Origin of the sequence: Novosphingobium sp. SG707 (assembly GCF_012275515.1) — a bacterium.
Taxonomy (GTDB): Bacteria; Pseudomonadota; Alphaproteobacteria; order Sphingomonadales; family Sphingomonadaceae; genus Novosphingobium.
In genome coordinates, this window is the sequence record NZ_JAAZQL010000003.1 from 205,689 (window position 1) to 226,595 (window position 20,907).

Consider the following 20,907-nt stretch of genomic DNA (forward strand, 5'->3'; position numbering starts at 1 on the left):
GCGCGATTCATCCCTATTTGCGTGGCGTGATGGTTTTCAAACGCAAGAATTCGATGTGGGCCGATGTGTCCCCCACGGGCGCCGTGTCCGATTTCGTCTCGGTGTGGCGCTCGTCGGGGCGTAACCGGTGGCGCTTTGTGCTGGCCGCGCTGGTGGCCAGCGGATCGGTTCTCTCGCTCATCATCCGCGAAGAGCATCGGGCACCGCCGCGCCTGCCTTCGATCACCTATATCAACAGCTGGCGCGCCGACCGCAGCGACGATGAAATCAAGGCCAGCAACCTGGCCTTCCAGAAGATCAAGGAACAGCGCCTGCGCGAACAGGCCGAGGCCGAGGAAGAGACGAAAAAGCTCTACCGCACGCTGGGCCGGATTTCGGGCATGGACGTCGACAAGATCGAGCGTGATGCCGCAGCCCAGCGCGCCGCAGAGGCCAAGGCCGCCGCGGCCGAGGCCGAACACGCCAAGGCCGTGCAGGCCGCCGCCGCCAAATAATGGTCGATAGCGCCGATCTGCGCTGGCTGGCCGCCGCCGCAAGGCTTTCCGCGCGGGCGCGGCCTTTGTCACGGCCCAATCCGGGCGTGGGCGCGATTATTGTGCGCGATGGCGTGGTCGTGTCGCGCGGCTGGACGCAAGGCGGCGGGCGGCCCCATGCCGAAGCGGTGGCGCTGAGCGGCGTCGATGCGCGCGGGGCCACGATGTATGTCAGCCTCGAACCCTGCGCCCATGTTTCGGCGCGCGGCCCAGCCTGCGCCGATCTGGTGGCGGCATCGGGGCTGGCGCGGGTGGTGATCGGCTGCGGCGACCCCGATCCACGCACGGCGGGCGCAGGCATCGCGCGGATCCGCAGCGCGGGCATCGCCGTCGAACAGGTCGATTGTCCCGCCTCGCGCGCCTCGCTGGCCGGTTATCTGGCCCAGCGGACATTGGGGCGGCCGCATGTGACGCTCAAACTGGCCATGTCGCTCGACGGCTGCATCGCGCGGGCCGATGGCGAGAGCCAGTGGATCACTGGGCCCGAGGCGCGTGCTCATACCCATGCCATGCGCGCGCAATCGGACGCGATTCTGGTGGGTGGCGGAACATTGCGGGCGGACAATCCCCGCCTCGACGTGCGCCTGCCGGGGCTGGAGGCGCAAAGCCCGCGCAGGCTGGTGCTGACGCATGGCGCGGCGCCGGATGGCTGGCAGGCGATCCCCTCGCCAGCAGCCATCCATGGGCTGCGCGATGATCTCTACCTCTTTGTCGAGGGCGGCGCGGGGGCGGCATCGGCCTTCCTGCGCGCCGGGCTGGTGGATCGCCTGCTGCTCTATCGCGCGCCCATCCTGATCGGCGGCGGCAGGCAGGGCGTGGGCGATTATGGCCTTTCCGCTCTGGCGCAGGCGCATGACCGCTGGCACAAGACCGATCAACGCCAGCTTGGCAAGGACACGCTGGAAATCTATGAGGCAAACCCATGTTTACCGGCATTGTCACCGCTTTAGGCACTATCGTAGAGGCCACCGGGCAGGATCACGTCCACGCCCGCATCGCCGCCCCCTTTGACCCCGAAGGCATCGCCATCGGCGCCTCCATCGCCTGCTCGGGCGTCTGCCTGACCGTGGTGGACAAGGGGGGAGTCGCGGGCGATTCGTGGTTCGCCGTCGATATTTCGGGCGAAACCACCAGCCGCACCGTCGCGGGCCGCTGGGTACAAGGCACGACGCTCAATCTCGAACCGGCGCTCAAGCTGGGCGATGAACTGGGCGGGCATATCGTGACCGGCCATGTCGATGGCGTGGGATCGGTGGTCAGCATCAGCACCGTTGGCGATTCGATCCGCGTGATCATTGCCGCACCCGCAGACCTTGCACCCTATATCGCGGAAAAAGGCTCGATCACCGTCGATGGCATCTCGCTGACGGTCAATGACATCGCCGATCAGGCCGATGGCACCTGCCACTTTGCGCTCAACATCATCCCCCATACCGCCAAGGTCACCACCGCCGGGCAGTGGGCCGAGGGCGCTTCGGTCAATCTGGAGATTGACGTGCTGGCACGGTATCTGAAGCGGATGCAGGCGTTGAAGGGGTGAGGTTGTAAGGGAAGATAGATGCGAGGGACTCGTCCCTCGCGCTCCCGTTACTGTCTTTGTTGCGCAAAAGGTTCGACGTTTTGTGTCGGACGCGGCGTTGGAATGTTAAAGCCTGCGGCGCCACTCCCCGCGCCGTAGGCTTTTTACAAACCAAAAGGGCGCCCCGTTTTCCAACGAAGCGCCCTTCCAGTAACGGGATTGCAAAGGGACCAAGTCCCTTTGCCCGCCGGAGGCATCAAACCTCCGAAATCCCAAATCAAGCCGTAACGTCAGCTACCGCCGCGATGAACTTGTCGATGTTGCCCATCGTCAGACCCGCCACGTTGATACGGCCCGAACCGGCCATATAGACGCCATGCTTTTCGCGCATGGCCAGAACCTGATCGCCGGTCAGCGGAACGATCGAGAAGAGGCCGTTCTGCGTGCCGAAAGGCGCGAAATCGACCGAGCCCTGAACGCCTGCGCTGCCCAGCTTGGCGCGCACTTCATTCATGCGCGCGCGCATGACGTCGAGTTCGTTGAGCCACGAAGCGGTCAGGCCCGCATCCGACAGGATCAGGCGAACCACTGCGCCGCCGTGATCGGGCGGCATCGACCATGCGGCGCGGGCCAGCGTGGCGCCGTTCGACAGCACGATGTTCACCGCATCGGCATTCTGCGCCAGCACATAGAGCGCGCCCACGCGGTCGCGGTAGTAACCGAAGTTCTTGTCGCAGCTATAGGCGATCAGCGCTTCGGGCACTTCGGCCAGAACGCGGCGGATGCCATAGGCGTCTTCTTCCATACCCTGACCCAGGCCCTGATAGGCAAGGTCGAGGATCGGCAGGATGCCCTTGGCCTTGATCAGGCCCGCGATTTCGTCCCATTCGGCGTTGGTGTAATCAATGCCGGTCGGGTTGTGACAGCAGCCGTGCAGCATGATGGCGTCGGTGGCCTGCGCCCCGGCAATCGCTTCGCGCAGAGCATCCATATCGGCAACGCCAGCCTTGGTGGCGTGGTTGAAACCCTTGATTTCCACGCCGACGTCAGCGGCGATCTGGGCATGGTTGGGCCAGCTGGGCGTGCCCATCAGGATGCGGGTAACGCCCGCCTTCTTGGCCAGAGCCACGGCCAGACGCACCGCGCCCGTGCCGCCCGGAGCCTGCATACCATCAATGCGGCCGTCCATGGTGGGGTTTGCGGCGCCAAACACATAGGGCATCAGCGCATGGACAAAGCCCATATCGCCTTCGGGCCCAAGGTAGGCTTTGGAATCCTGCGTATCGAGCAGCAGCTTTTCAGCCGCCTTCACCGATTCGAACACGGGCGTGGCCCCCGTATCGGTGCGATAGACACCCACGCCGAGGTCAATCTTGTCCTCGCGGGGGTCCGCATTGTGGAGCTTGATCAGCGCCAGAAGCGCGTCGGCGGGCTGTTGCTTGAGGTTGTTGAGCATAGTGGCCGCGCCTTTACCCCCACGCGCCGGTGGGGGCAAGGGCGTATCGCCACGATTCGGCGCTTAGAGCGGGTTCCAATTCTGCTTTTTCGAGAACTTCATATAGCCGCCATTGATGCCCAGCCGCAGCCCGACCCCCATGCGCACCGGAATCAGCACGATATCCCCGCGCCGCACATAGGAAACGTTGAAACCGCCCACCATATAGGCCTGCCCCTCGCCCGCGCCAAAGCGGTGATAGAGGTCCTCGGTGTTGTGCAGGTTATAGACCAGCATGAAAGTGTCGGCCGCATTGGCCCCGGCATCAAACCCGATCGAGGGCCCCGCCCAATAGGCCGGACGCTGACCTTCGACGCGGTGATAGAGCGTGCCTGACCCATAGCGCAGGCCAAGGGCAAAGGCCCCGCCCGCCTCTCGCCCGATGATATAGGCATTGGGTTCGCCCTGCTTTTTCAGAATATCCTGAATGAGCTGAGCCAGCCCCTTGGCCCCCTTGCCGAACACACCTTCTGCCGCTCCGATCAGATCGTCCTGATGATAGGTCGTGCCATCGGCCGGGGGCACGGATGTGGCGGACATGGGCGTGGGCTGGGCCGCCGGGGCATAGGGCGCGCCGGTGGCGGGCGGCGCATAGGCAGGCGCAGGCGGAGAAGAAGCGGGCGCCGAGGTCGCCGGAGCGCCGGGGCGGACCAGATCGGAATCGATCGGCGGATTGCTCTGCGCATGGGCCACCGGCGCCAGAATCATCATGCTCAGCGCCACCACTGCGCCCATCCTTGCGCCATGGGCAGCCATACGGTTCGGCATCATCACTTCATTCCTCTCATCGCGGCAGGCCCAAATCTGTCGCCCGCCGGCCTTGTGGACAATCCGGTCCGCCGCTGCGCAAGCCGGCAGGCGGCGGGCCGAGTCGGATATGCGGCAAAACGTGGCCGGGTTTGCCTTGCTGCAGGCTGAAGCGTTTTTGCGCCAGCGGCAATGGGCAGGCGCAGGCGGCGTTTCCCCAGCGAATAAAAAGAAATCATTCTACCCCCTTGCCGGTTCGAAATACCCCCGCTATAGGCCGCCTTCGCCGCTGCGATCCGGAGACGTGGGTGAGTGGCTGAAACCAGCGGTTTGCTAAACCGTCGTGCCCTTAAGGGGGCACCCCGGGTTCGAATCCCGGCGTCTCCGCCACCATGGCCCGATCATCGGGCGCCGGAAATCCGGCTTGGGTGGCGCCGCTTCTCTGACAATCCGATTTTCGATCCTGCGCAGGGCTTGGCCTTGTCCGGCAAAGGCGCGTGGAAAGCGTAATCGCTCACAGCGCCCAACGGATCATGCCCGTTCATTATCGGGACGCTGAATATGGGGATGCGACAGGCCGGGCTTCCCCGGCCTGTTTCGCTTTACGGCACCAGCACCGTATCAAGCGGCGGCTCGACCGTCTGAGGATAATCCAGCGTATAGTGCAGTCCGCGGCTCTCATGCCGCTTCAGCGCCGAGCGTACGATCAGATCCGCGCTCTGCAGCAGGTTGCGCAATTCGATCAGGTCGGTTGTCACGCGGAAGTGGCCGTAATAATCGTCCACCTCGTCAAACAGCAGCTTGATGCGATGGGCCGCGCGTTCCAACCGCTTGGTGCTGCGCACGATGCCCACATAGTTCCACATGAAGCGGCGGATCTCGGTCCAATTCTGCTTGATGATGACTTCCTCGTCGGAATCCGAAACCCGGCTTTCATCCCACGGGCGAATCGACGGGGGCGTATCGAATTCGTCCCAGCGCGCCAGAATATCGGACGCCGCCGCATCGCCGAACACCAGGCATTCCAGCAGCGAATTGGACGCCAGACGGTTCGCGCCATGCAAACCGCTTTCTGCGCATTCGCCCGCCGCATAGAGGCCCGGCAGATCGGTGCGGCCATCCAGATCGGTGACCACCCCGCCGCAGGTGTAATGCTGGGCCGGAACGACGGGGATCGGCTCCTTCGTCATATCGATGCCCAGCGAGATCAGCTTGTCATGGATATTGGGGAAATGCTCGCGCACAAAATCGGCGGGCTTGTGGCTGATGTCCAGATGGACGAAATCGAGGCCGTATTTCTTGATCTCGCTGTCGATGGCGCGGGCCACGACATCGCGCGGGGCCAGTTCGAGCCGCTCATCATAATCGGGCATGAAGCGCTTGCCGGTGCGGGGATTGATCAGCCGCCCGCCCTCGCCGCGCACCGCCTCGGTGATGAGGAAGTTCTTGACCTCGAGATTATAGAGACAGGTGGGGTGGAACTGCATCATCTCCATGTTTGAAACGCGCGCGCCCGCGCGCCATGCCATGGCGATGCCGTCGCCCGTGGCCCCGCGTGGCGCGGTGGAGAACTGATAGACGCGCCCTGCCCCGCCTGTGGCCAGAATGGTCGCGCGGCCGATATGGGCCTCGACCTTGCCGGTCTTTTCGTCCAGCGCATAGACACCCCACACCCGGCCCGAGCCGGAATAGCGCATCTCGTGCCGCCCGGTGATCAGGTCGATACAGCTCTGCCCCGGCAGCAGCGTGATATTGGGATGAGCCTCTGCGGCGCGGATCAAGGCCTCCTGCACCGCCCAGCCCGTGGCGTCGGCCACATGGGCGATGCGGCGATGCGAATGGCCGCCTTCGCGGTGGAGGTGGAGATGATCGCCCTCGGTGTTGAAGGGCACGCCCAGATCGGCCAGTCGTCCGATCGCCAGCGGCGCGCGTTCGACCACATATTCGACCGTATCCAGCCGGTTCAGGCCCGCGCCCGCCACCATCGTGTCGCGGATGTGATCCTCAAACGTATCGCCCGCGTCCAGCACTGCGGCGATCCCGCCCTGCGCCCATGCGGTCGATCCCCCCGTCAGCGTGCCCTTGGCCAGCACCAGCACTTTCAACCGCTGAGCAAGAGAGAGGGCGGCGGTCAAACCGGCGGCGCCCGAACCGATCACGATCACATCAGCATTCATAAGCCATTCCAATCTGGGCCGCTGCTCGACACGCAGACGGCAGGCGATTCGCGGGCTCGCTTTGCGCCCAATAGGCCGATTTGAAAAGCAGGCAACGCAACGAAACCGTCATTTTCGCACCATGCGGGCGGATATGGTTAAATATTTAGGAGCAAAGAGAAAAATTTTGCAAAATGGGTCAACCAATTGCTTTTCGACCGCCGGATTTCGGTATATGTACATAGTCGGATCGAAGATTACACAATTTTACCTGACGAGGTCAGAAGGCGAATTCACATGAATTCGTCTGCCGCTGGCCTGCGCGTGAATGGGGTCGTTACAATGAAACTCGACTTGCCTTTATGTCTGTTCAATCGTCATGCGCCGCGCCGAAGTCGCGTCAAATGGGATGGACTCAACTTTGTCGGCCATTGCCGGTTCTGCGAAAAGCCCATCCGTCGGATGGACAAGGGTCGCTGGGTTCGGGACCAGATAGAAAAGATCAAGTCTTCGGACCTGTAACCGTTCCCCTGATTGGAGGGGGCGCCCTGCCCCCGCCTTATGCCGCCTGCGTGGTCAGGCTGACAAAAACATCCTCCAGATCGGCCTCACGTGTGGTGACATCGACAATCGCCATGCCCTGCGCCTGCACCGCGCCCAGGATCTCGCCCGCGTTGGTTTTGTCCTTGTCATAAGTGATCTGGATAACATCGGGCGCCACAGCCGCGCATTTCAGAAAGGCGGGATGGCTGGGCAGCGCGGCGACCGGACGGTCGAGCGTGAGCACCACGATCTTTTCGCGCGCCATATCCACCAGTTCGCGGGTCGGCTTGTTGGCGATCAGTTCGCCATGGTTAATGATGGCGATGCGGTCGCACAACTCCTCGGCCTCTTCCAAGTAATGCGTGGTCAGCACCACTGTAACGCCTTCATCATTGAGCCGCTTGACCAGTTCCCAGAGCTGGCGGCGCAGTTCCACGTCCACGCCCGCTGTCGGCTCGTCCAACACCAGTACCGGGGGTTGATGCACCATCGCCTTGGCCACCAGCAGGCGCCGCTTCATCCCGCCCGAAAGCGTGCGGGCATAGGCTTTGGCCTTATCGGACAGATGCACATCGGCCAGCAATTGCTCGGACATGCGCTCGGCCTTGGGGATGCCATAGAGGCCTGCAGTGTTCTCCAGCACCTCGTAAGGGGTAAAGAACGGGTCGAACACGATTTCCTGCGGTACAATGCCGATGGCGCGCGATGCGTTGCGGCGATCATGGTCAATGTCAAAACCCCAGATCGACACATCGCCGCTGGTCTTGCGCACCATGCCCGCCAAAATGTTGATCATGGTCGATTTGCCCGCGCCATTGGGGCCGAGCAGACCAAAGATCTGCCCTTGTGGCACATCGAGCGACACACCTTTCAGCGCCAGTTTGCCTTCGCCATTACCGGCGGGCGCATAGCGTTTGACAAGGTTGCGGATCGAGATGGCGGGGGCGTCGGACTGGCTCATGCGCGCTGCTTAACCCCCAGAGGCGGGACGCGCAACAGGACTTAACCCGCCCCCCTTATCCCGCCGAGCGCACCAGTTCGGGCAGGCGATGTTCAGCCCAGCGATAGACCGCCGAGCGCCGCTCCAGCGCGCGCATCATCGCCGCCGGATAGACCTCGTTCACCAATTGGGCAAAGGTCTTGTTCCAGCTGAACCGCTGCACCACATGATTGCGCGCAGCCGCGCCCATCGCGCGATAGTCTCCGCGCCAGAGCGCCTGAACATGATCGGCCATCGCGGCGGCATCATCGACCGGCCCCAACCGCCCCAGCCCCGCGGGAACGCGCGCGGGCATCGCCCCGCTGGCCACGCCAACCACAGGCAGACCGCTGGCCTGCGCCTCGATCACCGAAATGCCGAAAGTCTCGTCCGCCATGGCAGAGACATAAATGTCCGAAGAGGCCAGCGCGACCGCCAGCGCATCGCGGTCATCGACAAAGCCGGGCAGCGCCACAGCCATCCCGCGCGTCTCGCGAATCAGCCGGTCGCGCAATTTGCCATCGCCCAGCATGACCATCGCCGCGCCCATTTCAGACGGCAGACGGCGGAACATTTCCACCAGCCGATGCGCGCGCTTCTCATTGTCGATGCGCCCGGCATAGATCAACAACGGCCCATCACCCGCCAGGCCCAGCTTTTCGCGGAAATGGGGATCGCGCCGCGCCGGGCTGAACTGATCGGTATCCACGCCCAGCGAGAGCACATCGACATGACCGATGCCCCACCCTGCCAATTGTTCGCGCACGGGATCGTTAAGCGCATAGAGGCGGTCAAATGCGCCATAGGTCTTTTGCGCATAGGCCACGCCGATCGCGCGCAGGCCATCGGCCATGCGGCGGCCAAACAATTGTTCGCCCACGCGGTGGATATGCACATTGGGAAAATCGGTGTGATAACCGGCCACCAGCGCGGTTTCGGGATGGGCGCGGCGATAATTGATCGCGGTCCATGGCAGGACCCAGGGGCAGAGCGATTCGATCACATCGGGCCGGAAATGTTCAAGCACCTCGCGCACCGCGCCGGTGCGCAGGATGAAGCGGTAATTGGGGCTGCCGCGCACCTGTTCGGCGCCGACCTCGACCCAGATATGCCGCCCGCGTTCGACCACGCGATCCTCCGGGCCGGGCACGATCTGGAGCAGCCGATGACCGGTCTGTTCAAGAATATAACGCCGCTTTTCCCGGAGATAGGTGCTGACCCCGCCGCCGCCGACGGGTGCATAAGACTGGGTAAGGTCGCAAATCAACATTTCTCGGTGGGCATGACGCATGCTTATTCGACCTCAACCTATTGCGGCTGCCGCCTTCCGTGTCGGACAGACACAGATCAAGGCAACCCAATCAGCGGCGAGAAATGCCCCCAGCATCGGCCTCGCACGCTTATTCACGCAAAAATCGGCCCCGTGCGCCCACCCTTTAACGGGGTTACAGCCATTTGGCAAAGGAGATAAATCGCGCAAAGCCAAGTAACAAATTGTCTCAAGGGCGCTTGCGGCCCAATGCAGGGACAAATGGCGCAGGTGCCTTCCCGATCAACAAACACACCCGCAGGCTCTGGAAATCGCGCGAAACTCCTGCTAGTGGCCTTTACCCATGAGCGACCAGCCCGAAACCGTCACCGTTCACACCACCCGCGTTCACTGCGATGGCGCCGAAGCGATCCGCACCGATGGCACGTTCAAGCCCTCGGCGCTGGGTCATCCGCGCGTCTATCTCGAAATCGACGAGCGTGGCTTCGTGGACTGCCCTTATTGCGACAAGCGCTTTGTGCTGGATCAGGCGCACGCCCACCATTGATCGAACCGGCAGATAACCGCTGCTGCGCCATTGCGCGGCGGCGGCATCGGCCTATATCAACGGCATGACCTTTTCTGCCGATCCCCGCTCGCTGCTCTATCGCCCGGGCCAGCTTGAACCCGATGAGGCCCGCGCTCTGGTGGGCCGCACATTGGCCAAATGCGACGATGGCGAGCTTTACCTGCAATTCATTGCGTCCGAGGCCTTTGGCTTTGACGACGGGCGGCTGAAAACCTGCGATTACAGCCGCGAGGCGGGTTTTGGCCTGCGCGGCGTGTCGGGCGAGATGACCGGCTTTGCCCATGCCAACGAGATTTCCGCCGCCGCGATTGCGCGCGCGGGCGAAACCCTCACCCTGCTCGATCCGGCCAGCGGCCAGCGATCCGCGCCGCCGGTTCGCACCAACCGCCACCTTTACACAGATGCCTCGCCGCTCGACGGCGTGGAATTTGCCGCCAAGGTTGCGCTGCTCGAACAGATCGACGCGGCGGCCCGCGCCCGCGATCCGCGCGTGGCGCAGGTGTCTGCCTCGATTTCCGGCTCGTGGTCGGTGGTGGAAATCCTGCGCGCCGACTCTGATGCCGTCACCGACATTCGCCCTCTGGTGCGCTTGAACGTCTCGATCGTGGCCGAACAGAACGGGCGGCGCGAAACGGGCAGCTTCGGGATCGGCGGGCGCTATCTCTATGACGATCTGATGAAGCCGGAAACGTGGAACCGCGCGATCGACGCCGCGCTGGCGCAGGCGCTGGTCAATCTGGAATCGGTGGCCGCGCCTGCGGGCGAAATGACCGTGCTGCTGGCGCCGGGCTGGCCGGGCGTGCTGCTGCATGAGGCGGTGGGCCATGGGCTGGAAGGCGATTTCAACCGCAAGGGCACCAGCGCTTTCTCGGGCCGTCTGGGCGAGCGGGTGGCAGCGCCGGGCGTGACCGTCGTGGACGACGGCAGCATCGCGGGGCGGCGCGGTTCGCTCACGGTGGATGATGAAGGCACGCCGACGCAGGAAAATGTGCTGATCGAGGATGGCATTCTCAAGGGCTATCTTCAGGATCGCCTCAACGCCCGGCTGATGGGCGTGGCCCCCACCGGCAACGGGCGGCGCGAGAATTACGCCCATGCCCCGATGCCGCGCATGACCAACACCTTTATGCGCGCGGGCAATGATGACCCCGCCGAATTGCTGAGCCGCGTCAAAAACGGCATTTTCGCCAAGAGCTTTGGCGGCGGGCAGGTGGACATCACCAGCGGCAAATTCGTCTTTTCCTGCACCGAGGCCTATCGCATCGAGAATGGCAAGCTGGGCGCGCCGATCAAGGGCGCAACGCTGATCGGCGATGGCCCCTCCGTGCTGACCCGCGTGACCGGCATCGGCAATGACCTTGCGCTGGACGAAGGCGTGGGCATTTGCGGCAAGGGAGGCCAGTCCGTTCCCGCAGGGGTGGGCCAGCCCACCCTGCTGGTCGAGGGGTTGACCGTCGGCGGCACGGGTTGACCCGAATCATGGACGGTGGCCGGGACAGGGCGTAGAATATTCAGTCTGAAGGGGGCGCTTCAGGTCCAAGGAGAAGGTATATGTCGTTTCATTCCATCCTTCGCAGCGCCGCACTTGTCGGCGGCGCCATGGCCCTTCTGGGCGCGCCGCTGGCCCAGGCGCGCGAGCGTCTGACGCCCGAACAGCAGCTGGCCAAGATCATCAAGGACCGGGTGCCGGGCAAGCCGGTCAATTGCATCAACCTGACCGAGATCCGCTCGACCACGATCATCGACAAGACCGCCATCGTCTATGACATGGGCAGCACGATTTATGTGAACCGCCCGCCCTATCCGCAATCGCTGGATGATGACGATGTCTTGATCACCAAGACATGGGGATCGCAATTGTGCAGCGTCGATATTGTGCAACTGGCCACGCGCGGCGGCGGGGCCGGCATGTGGTGGCGCGGCTCGGTCGGCCTTGGCGAATTCGTGCCCTATACCAAGCCCAAGGCGGCGCCCGCCCCGGCCGCACCGGCCAACCCCGCAGGGTGATTCAGGGCGCGCGATGCGCCCACCAGATCACGCCCGCGACAATGGCCATGGCCAGCGCCATTTTGCCGACGAACAAATAGATCAGCCAGCGAGGGATCCCGCTGGCTGATTTGTTTTCCGGCTGCGGCGGGGTGATGGTCACGCCCCGCTTATTCCCACTCGATCGTGCCGGGCGGCTTCGAGGTATAGTCATAGACCACACGGTTGATGCCCTTGACCTCGTTGATGATACGGGTCGCTACGCGCGACAGGAAGGCCGCGTCGAAGGGATAGATGTCGGCGGTCATGCCATCGGTGCTGGTCACGGCGCGCAAAGCGCAGACGTGGTCATAGGTGCGCCCATCGCCCATCACGCCGACAGTCTTGACCGGGAGAAGCACGGCAAAAGCCTGCCAGATCGCGTCATAAAGACCAGCATTGCGGATTTCTTCGAGATAGACCGCATCGGCCTTGCGCAGGATATCGGCGCGTTCGCGGCTGACCTCGCCGGGGATGCGGATGGCAAGGCCCGGCCCGGGGAACGGATGGCGGCCCACGAAAATGTCGGGCAGGCCCAGTTCGCGCCCCAGATCGCGCACTTCGTCCTTGAAGAGTTCGCGCAAGGGCTCGACCAGCTTCATGTTCATGCGCTCGGGCAGACCGCCGACATTGTGGTGGCTCTTGATCGTCACGCTCGGCCCGCCGGTGAAGCTGACCGATTCGATCACGTCGGGATAGAGCGTGCCCTGGGCAAGGAAGTCGGCGCCGCCGATCTTCTTGGCCTCATCTTCGAACACGTCGATGAAGGTCTTGCCGATGAACTTGCGCTTGGCCTCGGGATCGGTGACGCCCTCAAGGCCCTTCATGAACAGGGTCGAGGCATCGACATGGACCAGCGGAATGTTGAAATGGCCGCGGAACAGGCTGACCACCTGCTCGCTCTCGCCCATGCGCATCAGGCCGTGGTCAACGTAAACGCAGGTGAGCTGCTCGCCGATCGCTTCATGGATCAGCACCGCCGCCACCGCCGAATCGACGCCGCCCGACAGGCCGCAGATCACCCGGCCCGAGCCGACCTGCGCGCGGATTTCCTCGATCTTGGTCTTGCGGAATTCGGCCATCGTCCAGTCGCCCTTGAGGCCGCAGACGTGACGCACGAAATTCTTGAGCAGCTTGCCGCCATCGGGCGTGTGGACCACCTCGGGGTGGAACTGCATCGCATAGATGCGCTTTTCGTCATTGGCGATGACCGCAAAGGGCGCGCCCGCCGAGGAAGCGACCGGGCGGAAGCCGGGGGCAAGGCTGGTCACCTTGTCGCCATGGCTCATCCACACCTGATGCTTTTCGCCAATCGACCACAGACCGTTGAACAGCGCGCAAGTGTCGTTGATGTCGATAAAGGCACGGCCGAATTCGCCGGCATCGCCGCCGGTCACTTCGCCGCCCAGCTGATGCATCAGGCTTTGCTGACCATAGCAGATGCCGAGGATCGGCAGGCCGGAATCTAGGATAGCCTGCGGGATGCGCGGGCCATTGGCATCCAGCACACTGGCGGGCGAACCCGACAGGATGATGCCTTTGGGCTGCATCCGCTCAAAGGCGGCCTCGGCCATGCTGAAGGGAGCGATTTCGGAATAGACGCCCGCCTCGCGCACGCGGCGTGCGATCAGCTGGGTCACCTGGCTGCCGAAATCGACGATGAGGATGGAGTCGGAGGGCTGGACAGTCATGGCAGGCCCCTAAGGTTTACGGGGGCAAATGTCCAGATGGGGCCGGGCAAAGGGTCGCAGAAAAGCAGCCGTCGGGGCAAAAAATCGGCGATGCGGGACATGCATGAGGCAGTTGCGCAAAACGCAATTGCGCACGACCTCTTCGCACGTGCAAAATAAAACTTTGGTCGTATATGCGGCCTCACAGACGGCAGTCACTACGCCAAACAGCGTAGGCCGACGCCGCCATAACAACAACCCAGGAGTAATCCCATGTCGCGCAATATCGTGGCTTTTGCCGCCGCCATCAGCGTCAGCGGCCTGTTTTTCGCCGCTGTTCTGGCCTGATCGCTGGCACCAAACTATAGCTTCAATGGTCCTCTCACCCAATGAAGCATCAAAGGGCTGCCCCACTCCGGCGAGGCAGCCCTTCGCATTTGCAGCATAGACTTTGACGCAACCGCTGCGTCAGACCGCGTGAACGGTCAAACCGTCAGTCGCACCGACAGACGAATGTCACGCCCGGCCAGCGGCGCGTAATCCTTCAGGAAACTGGCGGCGCGGCGCGCATCCACATTGAACAGATTGCGCGCGCCCAGCGTGAAAGACACCCGCCCGTCCTTGCCGCCCGGCTTGAACCCGAATTCGGCATTCACCAGCGTATAGGCCGCCGTCAGCGTTTCCTGCGCGGCAATGCGGTTCTGCGCGGTCACATGCTCGACCTCGCCGCGCAGATCCCAGCGCGGATCGCTCAGCGTGACGCCGCCCAGCACGCGCAAGGGGGGAATGCGCGGAGCCGGACCCACGCCCGAAATCGTCGCCTTGACCGCATCGCCCATCGCATCGGCCTGCAAACGCCATGCGCCGATTTCCGCCAGCGTGACCGCGCCCTGCAATTCGAAACCGTAATAGCGCGCCGGGGCCTGACGCATCTGATAGACGGGCAAGCCATCCTCAACCGCGCCGGTCGGGTCTTCATAGATGAAATTGCCGAACCAGCTGTGATAGACCGAGGCTTCGATCGAATAGCCCTTGCCGCCGCCGCGCAGGATCGCCTCGACGCTGGTCGAGCGTTCGGTCTTCAAATTCACATCGCCGATTTCATAGGCCTGCGTGCCCGCATGCGGCCCATTGGCGAACATTTCCTCGGCCGAGGGCGCGCGTTCGGTGCGTGATGCCGACAGGCCCAGCGTCCAGGCCGAATTAACCCGCCATGTCGCCCCGCCCGAGAAGGAGAAAGTATCGAAGCTGCGCTGGCCGCCCCAGAATTGCGTCTGGTCGGGCAAGGGCATCGAACTGAGCTTGGAATGCTCATAGCGCCCGCCCGCCTCGAATTTCACCGCGCCCGCATCATAGCTCTGCAGCGTGAAGAGGCCCAGTTGCTGGGTGCTGTTGCGCGGCAGGAAAGCTTCATCGCCGATCACATTGAAATCGCGGTTGACGAATTGCACCCCGCTGGCCCCCTGCCAGCCACCCAGCTTGGTCTGGGTCACTTCAAGGCGGCCCTCGATCCCGTGGTTGAAGAATCGCGTGCCGACCGAGCCATCGGGCGCCAGTTCGGCATGCTGATAGGCGGCATAGCCGAAGCGCGCAGCGATCTTGTCGATGGTGCCGCCTGCCGGGCGGATCTCGGCGCGCGCGTCCCAGCGGTCCTGCTGCAATTGGATTCGCGGACTTTCCTGATCCTGCCCCGGCGCGGTGGCCAGACGGCTGGGGACGCCATAGAGGCTGTCCTTGTGGCTATAGGCGATGCCGATGCTGCCCTGCGCGCCGATATAGGCCAGACCCGCGCCCGCATCCCAGCTCTTGGCCGCTGTATTGGCCAGACGGCCCCGCGCATTGGCATTGGCGGTATAGTCAATGCCGGGATCGCCCGCACCGCTCGCCGCCGTGGCCAGCGCCTGCGCCCGCAGCGCCGGGGTCAGCACATAGCCGCCGATCTTCATATCATCCGACACCGCGCGGCTGCCGTCGGCATGGGCCACCCAGCCCCCACCCAGCGGCACATCCACCGTGCCCGCCACCGAACGCTCATTGGCCGCCGAGCCATAGGAGGCGAGCGCCCCGATATGAATCGGCTCCTTGGGCACTTCGGTCGGGATGCGGCGGTCGATCACATTGACCACGCCGCCCACCGCCGCCGAACCATAGAGCAGCGCCTGAGGCCCGCGCAGCACCTCGATCCTTTCGGCCAGCAAGGGATTAACCGCGGGCGCATGGTCGGCGCTGGTGTTCGACACGTCGATCGAGCCGATGCCATCGACCAGCACGCGCACGCGCTCGCCCTGCATCCCGCGCAGCACCGGGCGCGAGGCGGTGGGGCCGAAAGACGTGGCCGTCACGCCCGGCGTATGGGCCAGTGTTTCGCCGATGGAGGAGCGCAGAGCCTGATCGAGATGCGCGCCTTTCAGCACGGCCACGCCCGAAAGGATGTCCTGCTGGCTGCGCGGCAGCACGCCGGAGACAACGATTTCGGCCGGGGGCGCGGAATGGACCGCATCCTGTGCGCCATCCGCATCGCTGGCATCCTTGGCAGCAGCGGCAAAGGCGGGGAATGCCAGAGTGGCGGCGATGGCCGCAATTGCGCAGGCGGGGGTGATGCGCGTCAATTTCATGGGGAAAGTCGGACCCTTATTTATTGTTGCAGCGCAGCCATGCCGCGCCCTCATGCCCACCTTCCTAACAGCCCTCGCGCAATGATACAATATCACATATCGCAAGATCCGCCCATTCACCGCCATCCTGCGGCCAACCGAGGATCGGGGGCGGAAAACGGCCCACCCCCGATCCTGCGGATCACTTGTTGGCGTATTCCTTCACCAATTCATTCAGGAACTCGCGGCCCGTATAAACCGCCTTCACAATCGCGCGTTCGTTAAGCCCATGCGCCCCGCTGCCATCGGGATCGCCGTAAAGGCCGGGAGGACCGTAGGAGGGAATGCCCACCGCCTCCAGATAAATGCCATCGGTGGCCCCGGTCGACATCACCGGCACCAGCGGCACGCCGGGGTAATATTTGGCCACCAGCTTTTCGGCAGGCCCCAAGATGAAGGGCGTGAGCGGCGGCGATTTGGCCAGCGGTCCGCGATCATCGACCTGCTTCACCGTCATCTTCGGATCGGCAATCACCTTGGCCAGCGTGGCGCGCACCTCTTCGGCGGGCACACCGGGGAAGATGCGGCAATTGACATTGGCCCCGGCCCGCTGGGGCAGCGCATTATTCGCATGACCGCCGTCGAGCAGCGTGGCCACGCAGGTGGTGCGCAGCATCGAGTGATAGGAACGGTCGGTGTTGAGCAGCATTTCGGCGGCCTTGGATTCCGGGCTGCCGATGGGGGCGGTGGCGATCGTCACCATCGCCTTGCCCATATCGCCGCCGCGCGCGGGGCCGGCCTTGGCGAAGAACGCCTTGGTCGTGTCATTCAGCATCAGCGGAAAATCGAAGGCGCGCAATTTGACCAGCGCGTCCGACAATTCATAGATCGCATTGTCGGGGATCGGAATCGAGGAATGGCCGCCCGGATTGGTCGCCTCGATGCGATAATTCACGACCGTCTTTTCGCCCACATGCATGTTCTGCACGATGACCTTCCCGCCCGGTCCGCTGGTGCGCCCGCCCCCGCCTTCATTGAGTGCGAATTCCGCATCGATCAGATCGCGCTTGTTATTGGCCAGATATTGCGCCCCGTTAAAGGCCCAACTCGTTTCCTCGCCGCAGGTCAGCGCGAGTTTGAGCGTGCGCTTGTTCTTGGCGCCTTCCTTCTTCATCCGCGCCATCATGTCGATCCAGATGGCGTCCATCGCCTTCATGTCCGACGTGCCGCGACCATAGAAATAGCCGCCTTCCTCGATCAGCGTGTAAGGATCGCGGGTCCAGTCCTCACGCTTGGCCACCACCACGTCGAGATGGCCCAGCAGCAGGATGGGCTTCAAGGTCTTGGACGTGCCCGGCAGGATCACCACGATCCCGCCCTCCTTGGGATGATCGGGCACGGCAAAGCGGGTGATGTCAGCGTCACCATAACCGGCGGCGCGCAGATGCTTTTCCACCTTGTCGGCCAGCAGCGTGCAGGAGCCGGTGGTGATCGAACTGTCGGTTTCGACCAGCTCCTTGTAGAGCGCGCGGAACGCGGTCTGATCGGGGCGCAGGGGCGCCTCCTGCGCAGCCGCGGCGGTGGCCATAAGCCCGCCCGCCATCACCCCCGCCAGAGCCGCAGCTCCGGCCAACAACTGCCTGCCATGTTTCATGGATGCCTCCTGCTTCGCCCATTCGCGAGTTTCGCGGCAATTCAGCAGGAAAACTCTGTGGAAGGAAGGGGTGAAAGCGCCTTTCGGTCCTGCGCCAAAATGCCTATAGGCTTCTCATGAGCACCGAAAATCCGAACAATAGTCAGCCGAGCACCGGGCAGCAGCCCAACACCAACGCCTATGGCGCAGACTCGATCAAGGTCCTGAAGGGACTGGACGCCGTGCGCAAGCGGCCCGGCATGTATATCGGCGATACCGACGATGGGTCGGGCTTGCATCACATGGTGTTCGAAGTGTCGGACAATGCCATCGACGAAGCGCTGGCCGGGCATTGCGATCTGGTGCTGATCGAGCTGAACCCGGACGGTTCGGTTTCGGTCGAAGATAACGGGCGCGGCATCCCCACCGGGCTGCACCCGGAAGAAGGCGTTTCGGCGGCCGAGGTCATCATGACCCAGCTCCACGCGGGCGGCAAGTTCGAGAACACCAGCGACGACAACGCTTACAAGGTGTCGGGCGGTCTGCATGGCGTGGGCGTTTCGGTGGTCAATGCGCTTTCGGAATGGCTCGAACTGACCATCTGGCGCGAGGGGCAGGAGCATTGGATGCGCTTCCGCCATGGCGATGCGGAAAATCCGCTGATCGTCAAAGGTGATGCGCCGATCTATGAAAGCGGCACCCGCAAAGGCCAGAAGAAGAACGGCACCCGCGTGACCTTCCTGGCCAGCGACGAGACGTTCAAGAACGTCACTGTCTATGATTTCGACAAGCTCGAGCACCGCTACCGCGAACTGGCGTTCCTGAACTCCGGCGTGCGCATCCTGCTGCGCGATCTGCGCGGCGAAGAGGTGAAGGAACATGACCTCTATTACGAAGGCGGCATCGCAGCTTTCGTGCGCTATCTGGATCGCAACAAGATGGCGCTGATCCCCGAACCTATCGCCATCACGGCGGACAAGGACGGGATCGGCATCGACGTGGCGTTACAGTGGAACGATTCCTATTACGAAAACGTCCTGTGCTTCACCAACAACATCCCCCAGCGCGACGGCGGCACGCATTTGGCCGCCTTCCGCGCCGCGCTGACGCGCACGCTCAACAATTATGCCGAGCGTTCGGGCATGTTGAAGAAGGAAAAGGTCTCGCTTTCGGGCGAGGACATGCGCGAGGGCCTGACCGCCATCGTTTCGGTCAAGCTGCCTGACCCCAAATTCTCGTCGCAGACCAAGGACAAGCTGGTCTCCTCCGAAGTGCGTCAGCCCTTGGAAGCGCTGATGGCCGACAAGATGACGCAATGGCTGGAGGAAAACCCGGCCCATGCCAAGTCGATCATCCAGAAGGTGATCGATGCCGCCGCCGCGCGCGAGGCCGCCAAGCGCGCCCGCGAACTGACCCGCCGCAAGGGCGTGATGGACATCGCCAGCCTGCCGGGCAAGCTGGCCGACTGTCAGGAACGCGATCCCAGCAAGTGCGAACTCTTCCTGGTCGAAGGTGACTCGGCAGGCGGATCGGCCAAGCAGGGCCGCGACCGCCATTATCAGGCGATCTTGCCGCTCAAGGGCAAGATCCTGAATGTGGAGCGCGCCCGCTTTGACCGGATCATTTCGTCGAAGGAAGTCGGCACGCTGATTCAGGCGATGGGCACCGGCATCCGTGATGAATTCAATCTTGAGAAGCTGCGCTATCACAAGATCGTCATCATGACCGACGCCGACGTCGACGGCGCGCATATCCGCACGCTGTTGCTGACCTTCTTCCACCGCCAGATGCCCGACATCATCCGCGCGGGCCATCTCTTCATCGCCCAGCCGCCTCTGTACAAGGTGGCGAAGGGCCGGTCGGAGGTTTACCTCAAGGACAATGCCGCGCTCGACCGCTATCTGGTCGAGGCGGGTCTGTCCGGTCGGATGCTGGAAACCGGGACGGGCGCACGCTCGGGCCGCGATCTGGAGGATCTGGTCGATCATGCGCTGCGCCTGCGCAACCTGATGGCCTTCGTCCCCCGGCGCTATAATCCCGCCGTGATCGAGGCGATGGCGCTGGCCGGCTCGCTCGAACATGGGCTCACCCCCGAAGAACGCAAGGCAGCCCTCGACAAGGCCGCCGCATGGCTGGGCCGCGCCGACCGCGAGGCCAAGTGGGAAGCGGTGCTGACCGAGGTGGGTCATGTCGAATTCCTGCGCCACTGGCGCGGCGTCACCGACTATCACAAGATCGAGGCCGCCTTCCTGATCAGCGCCGAGGCGCGCAAATTGGCCCGCCTTGCCGGTGAACAAGCCGAGGTTTACGCCACCCCGGCCAAGTTCAGCCGTTCCACCGCCGTGACCGCCGAACCGGAAGCGGCGGTCGAGGAAACCGAGGGCGAGGACGCCCCCGTCGCTGCCCGCCCGGTCGATCTGGACGGCTCGATCACCCGCCCCTCGCAATTGCTCGAAGCGGTGCTGGCCACCGGGCGCAAGGGCCTCTCGATCCAGCGCTACAAGGGCCTTGGCGAGATGAACGCGGAACAGCTCTGGGAAACCACGCTCGACCCGAACAACCGCGCCCTGCTTCAGGTCAAGGTCGAAGACGCCGATGTGACCGACGAAATCTTTACCCGTCTGATGGGCGATATCGTCGAACCGCGCCGCGAATTCATTCAGGAAAATGCATTGAACGTGGCCAATCTCGATGTCTGACGAAGAAACCCCCAAGCGCGACTTCACCCACGCGGAGGCCTATATGCCCAGCGAAAGCAACCGTGCCACCGTCGACAATATCCCGTGGGACCAGCCCGCGACGATGATCGACCTCGAAGGCCGCGTGCCGGTGATCGCCCATGTCCGCGAATGCGTGGTGCATTTCACGCTCTACAAGCCCCATGCGCGCGAAAACGCCCGCCTGCTGCTGACCGCTCCTGTACATCGGGCCGGACGCATCACGCGGACATGGCTGCTGGAGCCGGCCGAGCTGGAAGTTTTGGCCGAGAGGTTGAAGCGGGAGACGAATTGATAGGATGTGCTTGAGGGGTTTTGCCTCCGGCGGGCAAAGGGTTTCGACCCTTTGCAATCCCCGTACTGTCTGCGTTGCGCCTAGAGTTCGGCCTTGGGTGTCGGACGCAAGGTTTAATATGGAAAGCCTGCGGCGCTGATCAGCGCAATATGGCGCCGCAGGC

At 63.4% G+C, this 20,907-nt stretch carries 18 protein-coding genes and 1 tRNA gene; 10 read left to right on the forward strand and 9 right to left on the reverse strand.

Annotated features, from left to right (window positions below):
• Positions 1-26 precede the first annotated feature (26 nt).
• Genes FHW92_RS09760 through FHW92_RS09770 form a run of 3 tightly spaced genes read left to right on the forward strand, consistent with a single transcriptional unit; the run spans position 27 to position 2,073 of the window.
• Positions 27-494 (forward strand): hypothetical protein, encoded by a 468-nt coding sequence (locus FHW92_RS09760; protein WP_168603076.1) that lies wholly within the window; start codon positions 27-29, stop codon positions 492-494.
• On the forward strand, positions 494-1,483 hold the full coding sequence (gene ribD / locus FHW92_RS09765) for a bifunctional diaminohydroxyphosphoribosylaminopyrimidine deaminase/5-amino-6-(5-phosphoribosylamino)uracil reductase RibD (protein WP_168603077.1): 990 nt from the start codon (positions 494-496) through the stop codon (positions 1,481-1,483). The genes FHW92_RS09760 and ribD overlap by 1 nt, the downstream gene beginning before the upstream one ends.
• Complete coding sequence (locus FHW92_RS09770; protein ID WP_168603078.1) at positions 1,456-2,073, forward strand: riboflavin synthase; 618 nt, start codon at positions 1,456-1,458, stop codon at positions 2,071-2,073. The genes ribD and FHW92_RS09770 overlap by 28 nt, the downstream gene beginning before the upstream one ends.
• Positions 2,074-2,329: 256 nt before the next feature.
• On the opposite strand, the gene FHW92_RS09775 is transcribed toward FHW92_RS09770, so the two are convergent.
• Positions 2,330-3,508, reverse strand: coding sequence for an amino acid aminotransferase (locus FHW92_RS09775; RefSeq protein WP_168603079.1), 1,179 nt, complete (start codon positions 3,506-3,508; stop codon positions 2,330-2,332).
• Positions 3,509-3,571: 63 nt separating this feature from the next.
• Positions 3,572-4,318 carry a DUF1134 domain-containing protein gene (locus tag FHW92_RS09780; RefSeq protein ID WP_168603080.1) on the reverse strand — a complete coding sequence of 249 codons (747 nt, stop codon included), beginning with the start codon at positions 4,316-4,318 and terminating at the stop codon, positions 3,572-3,574.
• 274 nt (positions 4,319-4,592) lie between these two features.
• Between FHW92_RS09780 and FHW92_RS09785 the strand changes: the two genes are divergently transcribed.
• Positions 4,593-4,684: transfer RNA gene (locus FHW92_RS09785), tRNA-Ser, on the forward strand.
• Between the two features lie 212 nt (positions 4,685-4,896).
• On the opposite strand, the gene nadB is transcribed toward FHW92_RS09785, so the two are convergent.
• On the reverse strand, positions 4,897-6,471 hold the full coding sequence (gene nadB, locus FHW92_RS09790; protein ID WP_168603081.1) for an L-aspartate oxidase: 1,575 nt from the start codon (positions 6,469-6,471) through the stop codon (positions 4,897-4,899).
• A gap of 276 nt (positions 6,472-6,747) precedes the next feature.
• On the opposite strand from nadB, the gene FHW92_RS09795 reads away from it, so the two are divergent.
• A complete protein-coding gene (locus tag FHW92_RS09795; RefSeq protein ID WP_168603082.1) occupies positions 6,748-6,972 on the forward strand; it encodes a hypothetical protein in 225 nt (74 codons plus the stop codon).
• A 37-nt stretch (positions 6,973-7,009) separates the two neighbouring features.
• On the opposite strand, the gene FHW92_RS09800 is transcribed toward FHW92_RS09795, so the two are convergent.
• Together FHW92_RS09800 and FHW92_RS09805 are read right to left on the reverse strand one after the other, a co-directional pair.
• Positions 7,010-7,954 (reverse strand): ABC transporter ATP-binding protein, encoded by a 945-nt coding sequence (locus tag FHW92_RS09800; RefSeq protein WP_168603083.1) that lies wholly within the window; start codon positions 7,952-7,954, stop codon positions 7,010-7,012.
• 55 nt (positions 7,955-8,009) lie between these two features.
• The gene (locus FHW92_RS09805) at positions 8,010-9,242 is read right to left on the reverse strand and encodes a glycosyltransferase (protein WP_246870046.1); all 1,233 of its coding nucleotides are present in this window, start codon (positions 9,240-9,242) and stop codon (positions 8,010-8,012) included.
• 343 nt (positions 9,243-9,585) lie between these two features.
• Between FHW92_RS09805 and FHW92_RS09810 the strand changes: the two genes are divergently transcribed.
• The 3 genes from FHW92_RS09810 (at position 9,586) to FHW92_RS09820 (ending at position 11,817) form a co-directional block, all read left to right on the forward strand.
• Positions 9,586-9,789 (forward strand): zinc-finger domain-containing protein, encoded by a 204-nt coding sequence (locus FHW92_RS09810; RefSeq protein WP_168603085.1) that lies wholly within the window; start codon positions 9,586-9,588, stop codon positions 9,787-9,789.
• Positions 9,790-9,853: 64 nt separating this feature from the next.
• Positions 9,854-11,281 (forward strand): metalloprotease TldD, encoded by a 1,428-nt coding sequence (tldD, locus tag FHW92_RS09815; protein WP_168603086.1) that lies wholly within the window; start codon positions 9,854-9,856, stop codon positions 11,279-11,281.
• Between the two features lie 80 nt (positions 11,282-11,361).
• On the forward strand, positions 11,362-11,817 hold the full coding sequence (locus tag FHW92_RS09820; RefSeq protein ID WP_172249171.1) for a hypothetical protein: 456 nt from the start codon (positions 11,362-11,364) through the stop codon (positions 11,815-11,817).
• Position 11,818: 1 nt separating this feature from the next.
• Here FHW92_RS09820 and FHW92_RS09825 read toward each other — a convergent pair whose 3' ends face one another.
• The 4 genes from FHW92_RS09825 to FHW92_RS09840 form a co-directional block, all read right to left on the reverse strand.
• Positions 11,819-11,959, reverse strand: coding sequence for a hypothetical protein (locus tag FHW92_RS09825; protein ID WP_168603087.1), 141 nt, complete (start codon positions 11,957-11,959; stop codon positions 11,819-11,821).
• A 7-nt stretch (positions 11,960-11,966) separates the two neighbouring features.
• On the reverse strand, positions 11,967-13,526 hold the full coding sequence (gene guaA, locus FHW92_RS09830; protein ID WP_168603088.1) for a glutamine-hydrolyzing GMP synthase: 1,560 nt from the start codon (positions 13,524-13,526) through the stop codon (positions 11,967-11,969).
• A 464-nt stretch (positions 13,527-13,990) separates the two neighbouring features.
• Positions 13,991-16,120 (reverse strand): TonB-dependent receptor, encoded by a 2,130-nt coding sequence (locus FHW92_RS09835; protein WP_168603089.1) that lies wholly within the window; start codon positions 16,118-16,120, stop codon positions 13,991-13,993.
• Between the two features lie 181 nt (positions 16,121-16,301).
• A complete protein-coding gene (locus FHW92_RS09840; protein WP_168603090.1) occupies positions 16,302-17,753 on the reverse strand; it encodes a M20/M25/M40 family metallo-hydrolase in 1,452 nt (483 codons plus the stop codon).
• Between the two features lie 116 nt (positions 17,754-17,869).
• On the opposite strand from FHW92_RS09840, the gene gyrB reads away from it, so the two are divergent.
• Positions 17,870-20,431 carry a DNA topoisomerase (ATP-hydrolyzing) subunit B gene (gene gyrB / locus FHW92_RS09845; RefSeq protein ID WP_168603091.1) on the forward strand — a complete coding sequence of 854 codons (2,562 nt, stop codon included), beginning with the start codon at positions 17,870-17,872 and terminating at the stop codon, positions 20,429-20,431.
• Positions 20,432-20,474: 43 nt separating this feature from the next.
• Entirely contained in the window at positions 20,475-20,744 is a 270-nt protein-coding gene (locus FHW92_RS09850) for a hypothetical protein (protein ID WP_168603553.1), read from the forward strand.
• The last annotated feature ends 163 nt before the right edge of the window (positions 20,745-20,907 follow it).